Genomic DNA, 16,271 nt, shown 5'->3' on the forward strand with positions numbered 1-16,271 from the left:
TGACGAAGCTCGACCCGTGGCGCGAACCGATGAGGCCGCAGGGACGGTCGAAGCCGGGAAGAAAAAGGTCGCCTCCACCCAAGAAGCTGCCCTCCGAGGCAGAGGCGACAGGTTAAAGACCGCGCAACAAGGGATAGGGGCGCGGCCCTAAGCTCATTCAGCGATGCCGACGATCGACTTCAGGACCGAAGCCCCGACCGTGTATTTCGGGTCGACCATGTTGCCGAGGCGCACGCGCCCGCATTGGGTCAGCAGCATGTAGGCGTCGATCTCGTCGAAGCCGAAATCGGCGGCCATCCAGCGGATCAGCTCGCGGTAAGCACCGCGCGCGGCGTCTTCCATCGGGCGTGCCGAGCCGACCGTCATGTAGAACTCTTCGTTCTCCAGACGCGGCGTGCTGATCGTCCAGTTCTTGATCAGGTCGATGCGCACGGTGGTCACGGTCGGGTGCTCGACCGCAACGCCGCAAAGCTCACCGTCGCCCTGGGCTGCGTGGCAATCCCCGAGGAACAGATACCCGCCCTCGGTCTGCACCGGCAGATAGACGACCGCGCCCGGTGCGACATCGGGAAGGTCCATGTTGCCGCCGTAATAATCCGGTACCAGCGAGGAGATCGCCTCGGCAATCGGCGCCGTGCCGATCGTGCCGATGAAGGGCTCATACGGCAGGCTGATCTTGTCGTTCCACTTCGTGCCCTCCTCGACGGTGATGTCGAGCTTGCGCACCACCTCGGGCAGCGGCGCGGTCAGGAGCGCCGTCTCGAAGGTGGGAACCAGACCGCCGAATTCGGGCATGATCACCGTGGTGCCCCGCGGCTGCGGCCCGCGCGGCACGATGCTCTCGATATAGACCGCGATCGTGTCGCCCTTCTCGGCGCCGTTCACGTAGATCGGGCCGTTTTGCGGGTTCAGGAACGGGAAGTTCAGGATCTCGGTCGGCTTGTCGGTCTCCGACTTGATCGCGCCTTCGAACGCGTCGTGGGTCTCGGCGCTGACGACGGTGCCCGGATCGACGGTCAGGACCGGCTCGATCCCGGCGGTGTAGATGTAGGGATAGCTTCCCTGCTCTTCCTCGGTGATCGTGCGTTTCTCGAGGGTCTGACCTTTCGCCACGCCCTTGCGCGCCATGATGGATTCTTCAAACCAGCTCATAAGTTGCTCCTTTTACTTGCAAATTCCATGATTGTTCCGGGGAGATCAGACCGACAGGTATCGTCGGATCGTGTCGCGGTCCTGCAGCATCTCACGGTCGAGCTCGGCGACGATCCGGCCCTTGTCCATGACGTAGCAGCGCTGCGCCATCGCCCGGATCATGTCGACGTTCTGCTCCACGAAGACGACGGTCACGCCGGTCTCGCGGTTCAGCTCGACCATGATGCGCGCGATGTCCTGCACGATGTTCGGCTGGATCCCCTCGGACGGCTCGTCGAGCAGGATCATCGACGGATCGCCCATCAGTACGCGCCCGATGGCGAGCTGCTGCTGCTGACCGCCCGACATCGTGCCCGCGCGCTGATCCGCGCGCTCCTTGAGGATCGGGAAATAGCGGAAAATCTCGTCGACCTTTCCGGGCGTGGACTTGCCCGCGATGCTTTCGCCGACGAGCAGATTTTCCAGCACGGTCATGCGCGGGAAGACGTCGCGGCCCTGCGGCACATAGCCGATGCCCTTGCGCGCCCGTTTATGCGCCGAGAGCAGATCGATCGACGCGCCGTCGAGGTTGATCGACCCCTTGTCGGTCGACAGCAGCCCGATCAGCGTCTTCATAAGGGTCGATTTGCCGACCCCGTTGCGCCCGATCACCGCGACGATCTCGCCCTCGCGGACCTGAAAATCGACGCCTTGCAGCACCGGCTTGCCGCCGTAGCCCGCATTGAGTTCGATCACGTCGAGAAGGACTTCCTTACGCATCGACTTCTCCCAGATAAATGGCGGCGACACGTTCATCGGCGACGATCTCGTCGATGGTGCCCTGCGCGAAAATCTTGCCGAAATGGAGCACGGTGACCTGGTGGGCGATCTGGCGCACGAAGGCCATGTCGTGCTCCACCGCCAGCAGGGTCATGCCCTCGCGGTTGAGCTCCTGAAGCATCTCGCCGGTGGCGAAAGTCTCGTCGGGCGTCATCCCCGCAGTCGGCTCGTCCAGCAGCAGCAGACGCGGTTTCAGCGCCACCGCCATGCCGATCTCGAGCCACTGCTTCTGACCGTGGCTGAGATTGCCCGCGAGCTGCTTGCGGTCCTGCGAGAGTTTGAGGAACTCCAGCAGCCGGTCGATCTCTTCTTGCAGGATCTCGGGCGCGACATGGTGCTGAAGCGCGATCGTCAGGTTCTGCTGGACGCTCAGCTCCTTGAAGATGCCGGGCACCTGGAACTTCACGCTGATCCCCTTGCGGATGCGCTCGAAGGGCTTCGCGCGGGTGATCTCCTCGCCGTCATAGAGGATCTCTCCGCTATCGGGCAGATGCTCGCCCAGGATCAGCTTGAAGAAGGTGCTCTTGCCCGCCCCGTTGGGGCCGATCAGGCAGTGCATCTCTCCGGGCTGAAGCGCGAAATCGACATTGCCCGTGACGTGGAGCCCGCCGAAATGCTTGTTGAGCTGGCGTGTTTCGAGAATGGCCATCACCGCTCTCCTTCCAGTTTGGATTTCCGGCGCATGAAGGGCGAGAGCAGCGCGATCACGATGCCACGCGGGGCGATCAGAACGGTGATCACCAGAAGCGTCCCCATCACGATCAGCGCGTATTGGCTGCCGTAGATCGTGAGCGACTGGAACACCATGAGCACTGCGAGCGTGCCGATGACCGTGGTCGTGAGGTCCGTGCGTCCGCCGACCGCGACCCAGACGATGGGCAGCGAGGCCGCCGTCATCCCCATCGAAGCAGGCGTGATGTAGTTGCCCCAGGAGGTGTAGAGCACGCCCGACAGCCCGGCGAGCGCGGAGCCGATCACGAAGGTCGCAAGCTGATACTTGCGCACGTCGTAGCCCAGCATCTCGGCGCGCATCGGGTTCTCGCGGATCGCCACGATGACATTGCCGAAGCGCGAATTCACGAGGATGCGCAGGCCCAGATAGCAGACCAGCAGCAGCACCAGCGTGACGTAGTAGAGGGTCACGTCCGGATAGAGCACGATATTGCCGCCCGGCCACGGGATCGTCAGCGAGGGCATCGCCCCCATGCCGTTGAAGCCGTTCAGACGCGCCTTGCCGATCGCCCATTCGGGCCCCGCCGTCTGCGCCATGAAGCGTTCGAGCACCAGCGTCACCGAAAGCGTCACGATGCCGAGGAACACGCCGCTGATGCGCCCGAAGAACAGGAAGTAGCCCAAGATCGCCGCGAAGAGTGCGCTCAGGCCAACCGCCAGCACCAGCGAGAGCAGCGTCAGGCCGTAGGCGTCGCCCAGGTTGATCGTCAGGACCCCGTAGGCGTAGCCCGCGACCCCGAAGAAGGCGGTCTGGCCGAAGCTGAGCGCCCCGCCATAGCCCCAGATCAGGCTGAGCCCCATCGCCATGAAGAGCCAGTTGAAGAAGTAGACGTTATTGCCGACGTCGTAGCTGTCCGCGAAGGCCGGATAGGCGCAGGCGGCCAGCAGGACGACGCTGAAGCCCGACCAGAATTTCGGTCCCTTGCCGAGGGTTTGCGGTCCCTCGATGAGCTTCAGAATGGAAGTGAAACGGGATGCGCTGCTCACGTCAGGCCCTTTCTTTCAGGATCTTGCCGCTGATGCCGCGCGGCAGGATGCGGATCACGATGATGACGGCGATGAGCATGCCGATCTGACCGGCAAGCTGGCCCTGCCAGGAGGTCAGCGACGCTTTGATGAAGCCAAGCACGACCGCGGCAGGCGCCGTCCCGAGGAAGATGTCTGCGCCGCCCACGACGACGGTCACGAAAGCCTCGACCATGAAGGCGGCCCCCATCGTCGGCACGAGCGTCATCGTCGGCGCGTAAAGCCCACCGGCAAGCCCCGCGAGCGCCGCGCCCAGACCGAAGGTTAGGCTGTAGATCAGGTTGGTGTTGACCCCGAGCGCCTCGGCCACATGCGGCACCTGGATCGTGGCGCGGGCAAGGATGCCGAAGCGCGTCTTGGTAAACATCAGCCACAAGGCGGCCAGCGTCGCGAGCGCCATCACCACGAGCACGATGCGGTAGATCGAATAGGAATAGTCGCCGACGGTGAAGCTGCCGAAGGGCGTGCCGCTGCCGGCCATCGTCGTGCCCAGCACGATCAGCGTGCCTTGGGTGACGATCATCGAGATCCCCCAGGTGGCCACGATCGTATCGAGGGGACGTTTGTAGAGCGGGCGGATCACCACGACCTCGACGATCATCCCGGCGATACCGGCGGCCAGAGAGCCCAGCGCGATCGCGATCGGAAGGGGCACGCCCATATGGGTGGCGCTCGTCGAGACATAGGCGCCGCAGAGGATGAACTCGCCATGCGCGAGGTTGATCACGCCCATCATGCCGAAGATCACCGCGAGGCCGCAGGCGCTGAGCACGAGGAAGGCGAACGCGTCTCCGAACTGATAGAAGAAGCTGAAAAGAGAGTAGAGGAACTCCATAGACCGTCCCTTTCTTGGTGGCCGTCGTTCAGGGAAATCCGGGCAGGAAAATCCGGGAGGGGACGGATGCGGAGCCACGGGGGCCCCGCATCCGCGATGCGTCGGATTACTCCGTCGGCAGGTGCGACGGGGTGTACTGGTCGCTCGGATCGTTCTGGGTCAGATCGCAGCCGACATCGCCCAGCCAGTAGGGCTTGATGTCATCCCATTTCTTCGGGAACTCGATCGAGTGATCTTCGAGCACATGGGCCAGATAGATCGTGTGCGAGGTGTGCTGGCTCTTCGGATCGATGCACATCTCGCCCTCGGGCGCGTCGTAGCACAGGTTGCCATCGGCGAGCGTCGCGCGCACATCTTCCAGAGCGGTGGAGCCGCCGGCTTTCTCGACCATCTCCTTGTAGAGATAGACCGCCGCGTAGGAGTTCTCGGCTTCCTGGTTGATGTAGGGCTCGTCGGGGAACATCGCGTGGAACTTCTCGACGAAGGCCTTGCTTTCCGGCGTGTCGATTTCCTCGACATAGTTCACCGTCGCATACATGTCCTTCAGGCTCGGGGGCGTGAAGCGCTTATGCTCGTAGCCCTGACCCACGTTCACGGACGACGCCATCGGCAGGTCGACATTCGCCGAACCGGCCTGCTCGTAATAGGACGACTGCGCCGTGCCCACGAGCAGCGTCACCACGAAGTCGGGCTTGGCGGCCTGAATGTTCTGGATGGTCTGCGAGAACTGCGACACGCCGAGCGGGATGAACTCTTCGCCCACCATCTCGCCGCCATTGTCCTTGACGATGTTGCGCACCCATTCGGCCGAGATCTGACCGAAGTTGTAGTCGGCGGCGATGGTGTAGACGTTCTTGCCGTACTTCTCCATCATGTAGGGGATCAGCGTCGAGAACTGCTGCTCCGGCACCGCGCCGGTGACGATCATGTTCGCGTCGCAGACGCCGCCTTCATACTGGTTGTTGTAGAAGGCCAGCCCGTCGAACTGGTTGACGATCGGACGGTAAGCTTCACGCGAGGCCGAGGAGAAGCCCGCGAAGACCACGTCCACCTTGTCGCGCTGCAGCACGCGGCGCATGAATTCCTGATAGCGCGTGTTGTCCGACTGGGTGTCGTAGGTCACCAGCTCGATCGGACGACCGGCGATGCCGCCCGCGTCGTTGATTTCCTTGGTGGCCAGCTGGATGCCATGCACCTTGCCGATGGTTGCGAGGGCGAAGTCCCCCGACTGGTCTTCGAGCACACCGATCTTGATCGGCTCCGCATCCTGAGCCGCCACAGGGCCGGCAAAAGACAATAGGGTAGCGAGCACCGAAGCGGTGCTGATCAGTTTCCTGTTCATTTTCAACTCCTTGTTGAGGTTTTCCTGGGTGCCTTGCTGGGCTAGCGCGCCTGACACCTCTTTTTCGTTTCACCGCGATCGAGATCGCTGTCCGGGTTTGCCAGCATCAGGGACTCGCAGTGGTCCTCGACGCTGACGCGCGCGCGCATGCTGTCCTTTCGCAGAAGGTCATATGCGGCATCTTCGTTAAGTCCGCGCTGGCGCATGAGCGCCGCGACGGCCTTGATGACGTAAATCCGTTTGCGGCGGCGTTCGCCCATATCGTCGAGGCTCGCCTTGAGGCCGTCGATTTGCTCGAACGCGTTCACGCCCAGATAGAGGGCGGAGTAGACAGCGCCGCTATGGATCGGTTTTTGCAAGAAGGACGCGGCCCCGAGCTGGAGCATCGCCTTGAGACGGCTCGGCGCTTCCGTGCCGACCAGCCCGACCGTCGGACACGGCGCATGCTGGGGCGACAGGTTGTAGCTGTCGGGCCATGCAGGCGGCAGGTTCAGGTCGCCGTCGATGATGACGAGGTCGGCCTCCGGGCTGAGGTCTTCGGGCAGCTCGAAATCCTGGCGCAGCGGGAGCGGACGGGTATCCGGCTCCAGCCCGAGCCTGCGCAGCGTGGCTTCGAGAATACCCAGCGAGCGGCCCTCGGTGGTGAAGATGACGGCCCTGCGGCCGCGGAAGTTTTGCGCGATCCGGGGTGCCTTCATTGTACGACCCTCACGTTCTTGCGCCGCTCCGACGGCTCGAACGCCGTCGTCGAGGACACGAGGTAAGGGTCGGCCGCGATGGGTTCGGGCGCTTCGAGCAGGATGTCGAATTCGAAATCGGCGCGCGACAGTCCGATCCGGGGCGTGAGCGAGGCATGGTAGGTTTCGGGGTCGATCGTGACCCGGCCCTGCGGTGCGTCGAAAACCTGACCCGCAGCCGCTTCGAGAACCGCCCCTACCGACGCGGTGCCCGCATCGGCGATGGATTTCGCGAGCATATGAATGGCGATATAGGCGGCTTCGGCTTCGGCGGAGACGACAGGCCCCTCGGGGAAGGCTTTGCCATAGGCCTCGACGAAGCGCGTGTTGCGCTCGCCCGCGAGGGACGAGAAATAGACGCTGGAGCTGATCTGCCCGTCGGCTCCCACCGGCCCGATCGCGCGAAGCTCGGGCTCCGACAGGTTACAGCTCGCGATCGGGAAGCGCGTGGTCTGCTCGATCCCGCGCGCCTCGCAGGTCTCGCGGAAGGCGCGGAAGAACGCGTAAGAGGAGTCGCCGATCAGCGCGTTGAAGACGAAATCGGGCTTGGTCTCGAGGATCTCCTCGATGATGGCGGCCATATCGGTCTCGCCGACCGGCAGATACCGCTCCGCCACCACTTCGCCGCGGCGCCGCTGCAGCTCTTCGCGCATCACGCGGTTGCTTTCCCAGCCCCAGATATAGTTCGAGCCGATGCAATAGGCGCGGCGACCGAAGCGGGCGCAGAGGAAATCGATGAGCGGCGACATGTGATGGTTCGGCGCCGCACCGGTATAGATGACGTTGGTCGAGCTCTCGAAACCTTCGTAATGCGTCGGATACCACAACAGCGCGTCATGCTTCTCGAAGAGCGGGATCACTTCCTTGCGGCTCGACGAGGTGTAGCAGCCGCAGATATGGCGGATGCCGCGATCGAACATGCTCTGAACCGCCGGCGCGTATTTGTGCAGATCACTCTCGGGGTCGATATGCACGGGATGGAACGTGACCGCCGCGTTCGGGTCCGCGTTGATCTCGTCACAGGCAAGCTGCGCGCCGTTGAGCTGCGTATGCGCCACTCTACCGTACGCGCCGGTGGTCGAGAAAAGCAGGCCGATCTGTAGGTCGAGACGTGTCATTTTCGATCTTCCAACGACAAAAACCCCCAGAAGCAGAAACTGCTTTGGAGGCGGAATTGCCGACATATCTGAGGGTTCAACGCGCCATGACGAGCACATTTGCTCGGCGCTTACCTCACGCTAGGGAATCGTTCACGAACCTGTCAATAGGCTTGTGACTTCGCCGTGACCGCCCCCTTCTCAAGCCCACATATGCACGCAATTGAAGCTGTTCCCAAAGCGGACTGCCTGCAAATTGAGCGCAACCCGGACGCTCAGGCAGGTCTCGCCTTCCCTGAAGCTGTGAGGTCCGGAGAGTGAGCGGTCATCCCCTGCGGACGGAGGCTTCGCCGGCGTGCGACGGGTTCGTTCTTGGGCATGGAAGCGACGCGCTGGCGGAGGAGGTGGGATTCGAACCCACGGTAGGCTTTCACCTACGTCGGTTTTCAAGACCGGTGCATTAAACCACTCTGCCACTCCTCCGACCGGCTTCGCTTAGACCGCTTCACGCGATTCTGAAAGTCTTGCGCGCCGATTTCCGCGCGTGGGCGTTGGGGCAGCTTTTCACGGGCTCTGCAAATCGCTAGGATCGCGCGTAACGCATGGCGCAAGCGGTGCAGACGCGCAGGCAAGAGGCGGGCAAACCGCGCGAAGAGGGGCACAGGATGACTGAGCAGAAGAAGATGACGCGCAAGCGGGTGACGGGCTTTGCCCTGATGCTGGGCGCGGGGATCGCGCTGGCGGGCTGTCAAGAAAGCGGCGGCTCCCCGTTCGGGATGTTCAAGAAGAAACCTGCGGACGAGACCGCAAGCCCCGGCGATGCCGAGACCGCCACCGAAAACGGCCAGAAGATGATCGAGCGCGACGTCGAAGCGCCGCAGGTCTTCTCGGTCGACGAAAAGGGCCTGTGGGACGGGCGTCCTTCGCTGGGCGGTGTCTGGGTCGCGCATCCGGACGTGAAAGACCCCGAGCGGGTGATCATCCGCAACCCGTCGAACGGCAAATTCGTCATCGGCGCGCTGTTCAAGCGCGAGACCGACAATCCCGGGCCGAAACTGCAGGTCAGCTCGGACGCGGCCGATGCGCTGGGGCTGCTGGCGGGCGCGCCGACCGAGCTCTCCGTCGTGGCGCTGCGCCGCGAGACGGTGCCGGTCAAGGAAGACAAGCCCGCGCCGCTCGTCGACAAGCCGGTGATCGCAGCCACCGAAACGGTCGAGCAGAAGTCGCTCGACGAGGTGACCGCTACCGCCGAAGCGGGGATCGCGAAGGCGCAAGGCACGCCGAAACCCACGGCGAAACCGGTCAAGCCCGCAATCGGCGCGGCCCCTGCCCCGGCGCCCGCCCCCGCAGCCCCGGTGGCTGCAGCGGCTCCGCAGCCGAGTACGCCGAAAATGGGCACCGGCGCAGGCTATATCCAGATCGGCATCTTCTCCGTCGAGGCGAACGCGAAACGCGCCCAGAGCCAGATGGCCAAGGCGGGCGTGATCGCCGAGATCAGGAAGGAAAAAAGCCATTCCAAGACCTTCTGGCGCGTGATCGCGGGCCCTGCGCCCACGAAATCCGATCTCGACGCGCTCAAGACCAAAATTCACGGGCTGGGCTATCCTGACGCCTACCCCGTCTCGAAATAGGACTACGCAGAAGATATGACCTTCATTCGCCTGATCGCCGCCACGCTTGCAGCTTGCCTGTTCGCCCTGCCCGCCGCCGCCTTCGACACCAAGGCCCATGCGGCTTGGGTCTATGACCTGTCGACCAAGACCGTCCTGATGGCGAAGAACGCGGATATCCCGCTGCCCCCGGCCTCGATGTCGAAGCTGATGACGCTCGATCTGCTGTTCGAGGCGCTGGAAGATGGCCGGGTCACGATGGACACGACCTTCCCGGTCTCGGAACATGCGCAGTCGATGGGCGGCTCGACGATGTTCCTCAACACGACCGACCGGCCGACCGTGCGCGATCTGATCCAGGGCATCATCATCAACTCGGGCAACGACGCCTGTGTCGTGGTGGCCGAGGGGCTGGCGGGCTCCGAGTCCTCCTTCGCCGAACTGATGACCGAGCGCGCGCACGAGCTGGGCATGAAGAACTCGATGTTCGCCAACTCGAACGGCTGGCCCGACCCCGGCCAACGCATGTCGGTCCATGATCTCGGCATCGTCGCAAGCCGGATCATCACCCATTTCCCGCAATATTATCACTTCTTCAGCGAGACCCATTTCAACTACAAGGACCGCGCCCCGGCCAATGCCGAGAACCGCAATCCGCTGCTGGACATCCGCGCCGCCGACTGGAAGGCCGATGGCATGAAGACCGGCCACACGCAGGAAGCGGGCTACGGTCTCGTGGGCTCCGCCGTGATGGGCGAGCGCCGCATCGTCTTCGTGCTGGCAGGCATGCCCTCCGAGCAGGCGCGCCGCTCGGAAGGCGAAGCGGTCGCGAACTGGGCCTTCCGTCAGTTCGTGATGAAGGACGTGGCGAAGGCGGGCACCCAGCTCGCCGAAGCGCCGGTCTGGCTGGGCGGCAAATCCACCGTCGGCCTTGCGCCGAAAACCGATCTGTCGCTGCTGGTCCCCGCGGGCGCGAAGGACAAGGTGACCGCCGAGGCCGTGTTCAAAGGCCCGCTGCAGGCCCCGATCAAGCAGGGTCAGGAAGTCGGCAAGCTGGTGATCACCGTGCCGGGTCTCGACAATGCCAATGAAGTGCCGCTCGTCGCCACCGAGGACGTCAAGAAAGGCGGCTTTGTCGTGCGCGTGAAAGCGGCGCTGGCGCGGCTGTCGGGCAAGGCGTTCGAGGCCGCGATGGAACGGGTGAACAGCTAAGCGCGCATGTTCATCAGCTTCGAGGGGATCGACGGATCGGGTAAATCCACACAGGCGCGGATGCTGGCCGAAACCCTGCGGGACGCGGGGCGCGAGGTCGTTCTGACGCGCGAACCCGGCGGCTCTCCGGGGGCCGAGGAAATCCGTCGTCTGGTGCTTGAGGGCGATCCCGACCGCTGGTCGGCAGAGACCGAGATCCTTCTGTTCACCGCCGCGCGCCGCGACCATCTGGAGCGCGTGATCGAACCGGCGCTCGCCGCTGGCAAAGTGGTGATCTGCGACCGTTTCGCGGATTCGACCCGGATGTATCAGGGCCTCTCGCGCGGCGATCTGCGCGACGTGGTCGATCAGCTGCACACCCTGATGATCGGGCGCGAACCGGACCTGACCGTCCTGATCGACATCGACCCGGCCACCGGCCTCGCCCGCGCCAAGGGGCGTCAGGGCACCGAGGAGCGGTTCGAGGATTTCGGCGTCGGCCTGCAGGAAAAGATGCGCGCGGGGTTCCTGTCGCTGGCGAAAGAATTCGCGCCCCGCTTCCGGGTAATCGACGGTGCGCGCGAGGCCGATGCGATTGCCGCCGATGTGCTGAGTGCCGTGCAGGCGGAACTGCAGAGCTAGGCGCCGGACAGGCGCGGCCCGGGGCTGGTCGCCCCGCGCCGACAGCCTTCCGCAAAAACCCCGCTGGAAACCGCCCGCGCGCGCAACTAGAGTGCCGCCATGAGCCTCGCCGACCTACCCGATCCAACCCTTGCGCCCGGTGCGCGACACCCGCGCGACACGCTGCGTCTGGTCGGTCAGACGCGGGCCGAAGAGGACTTCCTCGACGCGTTCAATTTGGGGCGGCTGCATCACGGCTGGCTGCTGACCGGGCCGCGCGGCGTGGGCAAGGCGACGCTGGCTTGGCGGATCACGCGCTTCCTGATGACACGGTCCGAGGACGACGGCCCCGGCCTCTTTGGCGAGCCGGAACAGCCCACCAGCCTCGATCCCGATCCGAACCACCCGGCGCTCAGCCGTATCCATGCCGGATCGGAGCCCGGCATCTTCGTGCTCAAGCGCGGCGCGAACGCCACCGAATCCGCGCTGTCGCAGGACATTCGCGTCGATGAGGTGCGCAAGCTACGCTCCTTCCTGCATCTGTCTGCTGCCGAGGGCGGGCGGCGTGTGGTGATCATCGACGCCGCCGACGAGATGAACACCCAGGCCGCCAACGCGGTGCTGAAACTGCTCGAAGAGCCGCCGCCGCGCGTCACCTTCCTGCTAATCGCGCATCAGCCGGCGCGGCTCCTACCGACGATCCGCTCGCGCTGTCGCGAATTGCGGCTGGGCACGCTCACGCCCGATCAGATGGAAGCTGCCATCGCCGCCGCCGAAGAGGAAGGCGAGCCGCCGGAGCTCGATCACCACGCGCTGGCCGCGCTGTCGGGGGGCTCCGTGGGCGCCGCGATCCGGCTGATCAATCAGGACGGCATGACGACCTATGCCAAGCTCGTCGATCTGATGGGCACCCTGCCCCGGCTCGACCGTCTGGGCGCGCTGGCGCTGGCCGAAAGCTGCGTGGGCAAGGCGAATGAGAACCGTTTCATCCTCGTGCTCAACCTGATCGACCTCTTCCTGTCACGCGCCGCACGCGCGGGCGTCATGGGACCGCCCCATCCCGAGGCGGCCCCCGGCGAGGCGCAGCTTCTCGCTCGATTGTCGCCTGACGATCAGGCAGCGATGAAATGGGCTGCCCTCCATCAGAGCATGGGCGCGCGGGCAGCCCACGGCCGGGCGGTCAACCTTGACCCTGCCGCGCTCGTGATGGATATCGTCTTGGAGATCACAGCCGCCGCCTCCTGATGCGGCGCGAAAGGAGCCGATTTTGACCCTCCCGCCCGAGATCACAGACAGCCATTGCCATCTCGATTTCCCCGATTTCGACGGTGAGCGCGACGACATCATCGCCCGTGCCAATGCCGCCGGGGTGACGCGGATGGTGACGATCTGCACCAAGCTGAAGAACGAGCCCTCCGTGCGCGCCATCGCCGAGGCGCATCGCGGCGTGTTCTACGCGGCAGGCACGCACCCGATGAGCGTGGCCGAAGAGCCGATGGCCACTGTGGACGAGCTGGTGGCGCTGGCGAAGCACCCGAAATTCGTAGGGCTGGGCGAGACCGGGCTCGACTATCACTACACCGCCGAGAGCGCCGAGGTTCAGAAAACCTCGCTGCGCCTGCATATCGAAGCCGCCCAAGAGACCGGTCTGCCGCTGATCATCCATTCGCGCGACGCCGACGAGGACATGGAAGCGATCCTGACCGAGGGGATGAAGGCCAAGCCCTATTCCTGCGTCATGCATTGCTATTCCTCGGGGCCGCGCCTCGCGCAGGTCTCGGTCGATCTGGGCTTTTACCTTTCGATGTCCGGCATCGCGACCTTCCCGAAATCGCAGGAAGTGCGCGACATCTTCGCCGCCGCGCCGCTCGAGCGGATACTCGTGGAAACCGACAGCCCCTATCTCGCGCCGCCGCCCTATCGCGGCAAGCGCAACGAACCTGCCTATACGGCCCACACCGCCAAGGTCGGCGCCGATGTCTTCGGCCTGCCGCTGGAGGAATTCGCCGCCGCGACGCAGGCCAATTTCGACCGCCTGTTCTGGAAAGCCGCCGAGCATGGCGAGCGCGGGAGCATCGCTGCATGAGTCGGATGCGCTTCACGATCCTCGGCTGCGGCTCCTCGGGGGGCGTGCCGCGCATCGGCAACAATTGGGGCGACTGCGACCCGGCGAACCCGAAGAACCATCGGCTGCGCTGTTCGATGCTGGTCGAGCGGGTCGCCCAGTCGGGCACCACACGCGTTCTGATCGACACCACGCCCGACATGCGCCAGCAGCTGCTGACCGCGGGCGTGGGCGAGCTGGACGCGGTGGTCTACACCCATAGCCATGCCGATCACGTGCACGGGCTCGACGACCTGCGCCAGATCGTCTTCAACATGCACACCCGCCTACCCGTCTGGGCCGATGCCGATACCGAGGCCGCCCTTCTGGACCGTTTCGCCTATGCTTTCGTCCAGCCCTCGGACAGCAATTACAAACCGATCTGCGAGCTGAAATCGATCCATCGCGAGCGGCCCTTCCAGATCACCGGCGCGGGCGGCTCGATCGAGTTTCAGCCCTTTCTGGTCGAGCATGGCAATATCGACGCGCTCGGCTTCCGGATCGGCGGGCTGGCCTATCTGCCGGACGTCTCGGACATTCCCGAAGAGGCATGGGCCTATCTCGAAGGCCTCGATTGCTGGGTGCTCGACGCGCTGCGCCGCACGCCGCACCCCACCCACGCGCATCTGGCCCGCGCGCTGGAATGGATCGAGCGTGCGCAGCCCGCAAGCGCGGTGCTGACCAACATGCATATCGACCTCGACCACGACACGGTCGCCGAGGAAACGCCGGACCACATTCGCCCTGCCCATGACGGGATGGTTCTGGATTTCGGCCTCTAATGAGCGTTCTGATCGACGTCATCCTGCCGGTCTTTCTGGTGATCGGCTTCGGCTACGTCGTGGCCTGGCGCGGGCTGTTTTCCGAGGGTGCAATCGACGGGCTGATGCGGTTTGCGCAGAACTTCGCGGTGCCGGTGCTGCTGGCGCGCTCCATTGCCAATCTGGACCTGACGCAGAGCTACAACTGGGCGATGATGGCGTCCTTCTACGCAGGCGCGCTGATCTCTTTCGCGATCGGGATCACCGGCGCGCGCGCGATGGGGCGCAATGGGCCGGAGAGCGTCGCCATCGGCTTCGCCTGCCTGTTCTCGAATTCGCTGCTGCTGGGCGTGCCGATCACCGAACGCGCCTATGGCACCGATGCGCTGTCGGGCAATTTCGCGATCATCTCGGTGCATTCGCCCTTCCTCTACACGATCGGCATCCTCGCGATGGAGATGGTGCGCTCGTCGGGCACCGGCACCTCGCTGGGGCGTGTCGGGCTCAACGCGCTGATCGGCGTGCTGCGGACCCCGCTGGTGATCGGCATCCTGACGGGCTTCGCGATCAAGATCCTCACCACGCTGACCGGCCAGCCCCTGCCCCATCCGATCCGCGAGGGGATGGACATGATGGCGCGCGCGGCGCTGCCTGCGGCCCTGTTCGGGCTGGGTGGCGTGCTCTATCGCTATCGTCCCGAGGGCGATGCGAAAGCGATCGCGATGGTCACGGGCCTGTCGCTGATGCTGCATCCGGCGATCACCTATGGCCTCGCGCATTTCGCCTTCAAGGTGGACACGACTGCGCTGCGTTCGGCCACGCTGACGGCGGCGATGGCGCCGGGGGTGAATGCCTATCTGTTTGCGAATATCTACGGGGTGGCGCGCAGGGTCGCGGCCTCGGCCGTGCTGATCGCGACGGCGCTGTCGATTCTGACGATCTGGGGCTGGCTTGCGATCCTGCCATGAGGTTTGGGGGCTCTGCCCCCGTCGCCGGAGGGCGACAAGATTGACGTGTCGAGGGGCTCTGCCCCTCTGGCGCCGGAGGGCGACAAGACAAGGTAAAAAGGGGCTCTGCCCCTTTGGCCTCCGGCCATTCACCCCGGGATATTTTCGCCAAGAGGAAGCGGCGATCAGGCCTTGCGGACGCGGATCACCACGTCGACGCGGGTGATCTCGGCGCCTTCGGGGGCCTGCGGGATCGAAGCGAGTTTCAGCTCCTCGGCCGGGGCGTCCGACAAACGGTTATCGTCTTCCCAGAAGAAATGCGGGTGATCGTCCATGCGCGTGTCGAAATAGCTGCGCGCGCCATCCACCGTTATCTCATGCATCAGCCCGGCATCGCAAAACGCCTTGAGCGTGTTGTAGACGGTGGCGAGCGAGACTTTCTCGCCCGCATCGCAGGCGGCCGCGTAGAGGCTTTCGGCCGTGACATGACGATTTTCCCCATCGCCCACGAGCAATGTGGCCAGCGCCAGTCGCTGACGGGTGGGGCGCAGCCCGCCACGGCTCAGCCAGTCCTGCCCGCGGCGCTGTTCGGTCGAATTCGTCACAGCCATGTCATGTCTCCTCGGTACCTATATGAGACTTTTCCACTCAGGTTTCAATGCAACCGCGCAGGGGCGCGGCCTGTCACCGTCGCCCTTGCGCCACGCGGCCACGCGGTGATAGAGGGATGCAAAAGCACGCCAAAACCGGGAAGGAGCGCCGATGGCTGGGTTTCCGACGAGCTTCGGGAAAGAAGATCTTCTGAAATGTGCACGCGGGGAGCTGTTTGGCCCCGGCAATGCACAGCTTCCGGCGCCGCCGATGCTGATGATGGATCGCATCACCGACATCTCGGGCGATGGCGGCAAGCACGGCAAGGGCCATGTGGTCGCCGAGTTCGACATCACCCCGGACCTGTGGTTCTTCGAATGCCATTTCCCCGGCAATCCGATCATGCCGGGCTGCCTCGGCCTCGACGGGTTGTGGCAGCTGACCGGCTTCAACCTCGGGTGGCGTGGCTGGCAGGGTCGCGGCTATGCGCTTGGCGTGGGCGAAGTTAAGCTCACCGGCATGGTCCGCCCGGATCGTAAAATGCTGACCTACAAGGTCGATTTCACCAAGGCCATTCAGACCCGTCGCCTGACCATGGGTGTCGCCGACGGGATCGTCGAGGCCGATGGCGATGTGATCTACGAGGTCAAGGACATGAAGGTCGCGCTCTCCGAGAGCTGACCCCCATAGACAGACAAGACAGGAG

General features: G+C 64.4%; 17 protein-coding genes and 1 tRNA gene. 8 read left to right on the forward strand and 10 right to left on the reverse strand.

Features of this window, described 5'->3' with window-relative positions; genetic code table 11:
- Positions 1-153: 153 nt before the first annotated feature.
- The 9 genes from AC2TZ7_RS16570 to AC2TZ7_RS16610 form a co-directional block, all read right to left on the reverse strand.
- Entirely contained in the window at positions 154-1,152 is a 999-nt protein-coding gene (locus tag AC2TZ7_RS16570) for an acetamidase/formamidase family protein (RefSeq protein WP_078570139.1), read from the reverse strand.
- 45 nt (positions 1,153-1,197) lie between these two features.
- Complete coding sequence (locus tag AC2TZ7_RS16575) at positions 1,198-1,911, reverse strand: ABC transporter ATP-binding protein (protein WP_078541793.1); 714 nt, start codon at positions 1,909-1,911, stop codon at positions 1,198-1,200.
- Positions 1,904-2,620, reverse strand: coding sequence for an ABC transporter ATP-binding protein (locus tag AC2TZ7_RS16580; RefSeq protein ID WP_038079765.1), 717 nt, complete (start codon positions 2,618-2,620; stop codon positions 1,904-1,906). Before AC2TZ7_RS16580 ends, AC2TZ7_RS16575 begins: the two co-directional genes overlap by 8 nt.
- The gene (locus tag AC2TZ7_RS16585; protein WP_489865049.1) at positions 2,620-3,690 is read right to left on the reverse strand and encodes an ABC transporter permease subunit; all 1,071 of its coding nucleotides are present in this window, start codon (positions 3,688-3,690) and stop codon (positions 2,620-2,622) included. The genes AC2TZ7_RS16580 and AC2TZ7_RS16585 overlap by 1 nt, the downstream gene beginning before the upstream one ends.
- Before the next feature lies 1 nt (position 3,691).
- Entirely contained in the window at positions 3,692-4,564 is an 873-nt protein-coding gene (locus tag AC2TZ7_RS16590; protein ID WP_078520226.1) for an ABC transporter permease subunit, read from the reverse strand.
- Positions 4,565-4,670: 106 nt separating this feature from the next.
- Positions 4,671-5,906: an urea ABC transporter substrate-binding protein gene (locus tag AC2TZ7_RS16595; RefSeq protein ID WP_098411602.1), complete on the reverse strand. Its 1,236-nt coding sequence runs from the start codon at positions 5,904-5,906 to the stop codon at positions 4,671-4,673.
- Positions 5,907-5,947: 41 nt separating this feature from the next.
- Positions 5,948-6,604 (reverse strand): ANTAR domain-containing response regulator, encoded by a 657-nt coding sequence (locus tag AC2TZ7_RS16600; protein ID WP_489865050.1) that lies wholly within the window; start codon positions 6,602-6,604, stop codon positions 5,948-5,950.
- On the reverse strand, positions 6,601-7,761 hold the full coding sequence (locus AC2TZ7_RS16605) for a transporter substrate-binding domain-containing protein (RefSeq protein ID WP_489865051.1): 1,161 nt from the start codon (positions 7,759-7,761) through the stop codon (positions 6,601-6,603). Before AC2TZ7_RS16605 ends, AC2TZ7_RS16600 begins: the two co-directional genes overlap by 4 nt.
- Before the next feature lie 372 nt (positions 7,762-8,133).
- Positions 8,134-8,223 (reverse strand) — tRNA-Ser (locus tag AC2TZ7_RS16610).
- 182 nt (positions 8,224-8,405) lie between these two features.
- On the opposite strand from AC2TZ7_RS16610, the gene AC2TZ7_RS16615 reads away from it, so the two are divergent.
- From AC2TZ7_RS16615 to AC2TZ7_RS16645, 7 genes are all read left to right on the forward strand, one after another.
- The gene (locus AC2TZ7_RS16615; RefSeq protein ID WP_489865052.1) at positions 8,406-9,371 is read left to right on the forward strand and encodes an SPOR domain-containing protein; all 966 of its coding nucleotides are present in this window, start codon (positions 8,406-8,408) and stop codon (positions 9,369-9,371) included.
- A 15-nt stretch (positions 9,372-9,386) separates the two neighbouring features.
- Entirely contained in the window at positions 9,387-10,562 is a 1,176-nt protein-coding gene (locus AC2TZ7_RS16620; RefSeq protein ID WP_489865053.1) for a D-alanyl-D-alanine carboxypeptidase family protein, read from the forward strand.
- 6 nt (positions 10,563-10,568) lie between these two features.
- Entirely contained in the window at positions 10,569-11,183 is a 615-nt protein-coding gene (tmk, locus tag AC2TZ7_RS16625; protein WP_489865054.1) for a dTMP kinase, read from the forward strand.
- A gap of 99 nt (positions 11,184-11,282) precedes the next feature.
- The gene (locus tag AC2TZ7_RS16630; protein WP_489865055.1) at positions 11,283-12,407 is read left to right on the forward strand and encodes a DNA polymerase III subunit delta'; all 1,125 of its coding nucleotides are present in this window, start codon (positions 11,283-11,285) and stop codon (positions 12,405-12,407) included.
- Between the two features lie 22 nt (positions 12,408-12,429).
- Positions 12,430-13,248 (forward strand): TatD family hydrolase, encoded by an 819-nt coding sequence (locus AC2TZ7_RS16635; RefSeq protein WP_489865056.1) that lies wholly within the window; start codon positions 12,430-12,432, stop codon positions 13,246-13,248.
- The gene (locus tag AC2TZ7_RS16640; protein ID WP_489865057.1) at positions 13,245-14,048 is read left to right on the forward strand and encodes an MBL fold metallo-hydrolase; all 804 of its coding nucleotides are present in this window, start codon (positions 13,245-13,247) and stop codon (positions 14,046-14,048) included. Before AC2TZ7_RS16635 ends, AC2TZ7_RS16640 begins: the two co-directional genes overlap by 4 nt.
- Complete coding sequence (locus AC2TZ7_RS16645) at positions 14,048-14,995, forward strand: AEC family transporter (protein WP_489865058.1); 948 nt, start codon at positions 14,048-14,050, stop codon at positions 14,993-14,995. The genes AC2TZ7_RS16640 and AC2TZ7_RS16645 overlap by 1 nt, the downstream gene beginning before the upstream one ends.
- A 164-nt stretch (positions 14,996-15,159) precedes the next feature.
- On the opposite strand, the gene irrA is transcribed toward AC2TZ7_RS16645, so the two are convergent.
- Positions 15,160-15,585, reverse strand: coding sequence for an iron response transcriptional regulator IrrA (irrA, locus tag AC2TZ7_RS16650; RefSeq protein ID WP_078520235.1), 426 nt, complete (start codon positions 15,583-15,585; stop codon positions 15,160-15,162).
- A gap of 151 nt (positions 15,586-15,736) precedes the next feature.
- Between irrA and fabA the strand changes: the two genes are divergently transcribed.
- Positions 15,737-16,246, forward strand: a complete 510-nt coding sequence (gene fabA / locus AC2TZ7_RS16655; protein ID WP_078520236.1) for a bifunctional 3-hydroxydecanoyl-ACP dehydratase/trans-2-decenoyl-ACP isomerase — start codon at positions 15,737-15,739, stop codon at positions 16,244-16,246.
- Positions 16,247-16,271 lie beyond the last annotated feature (25 nt).

Source organism: Thioclava sp. ISO4, assembly GCF_058105145.1.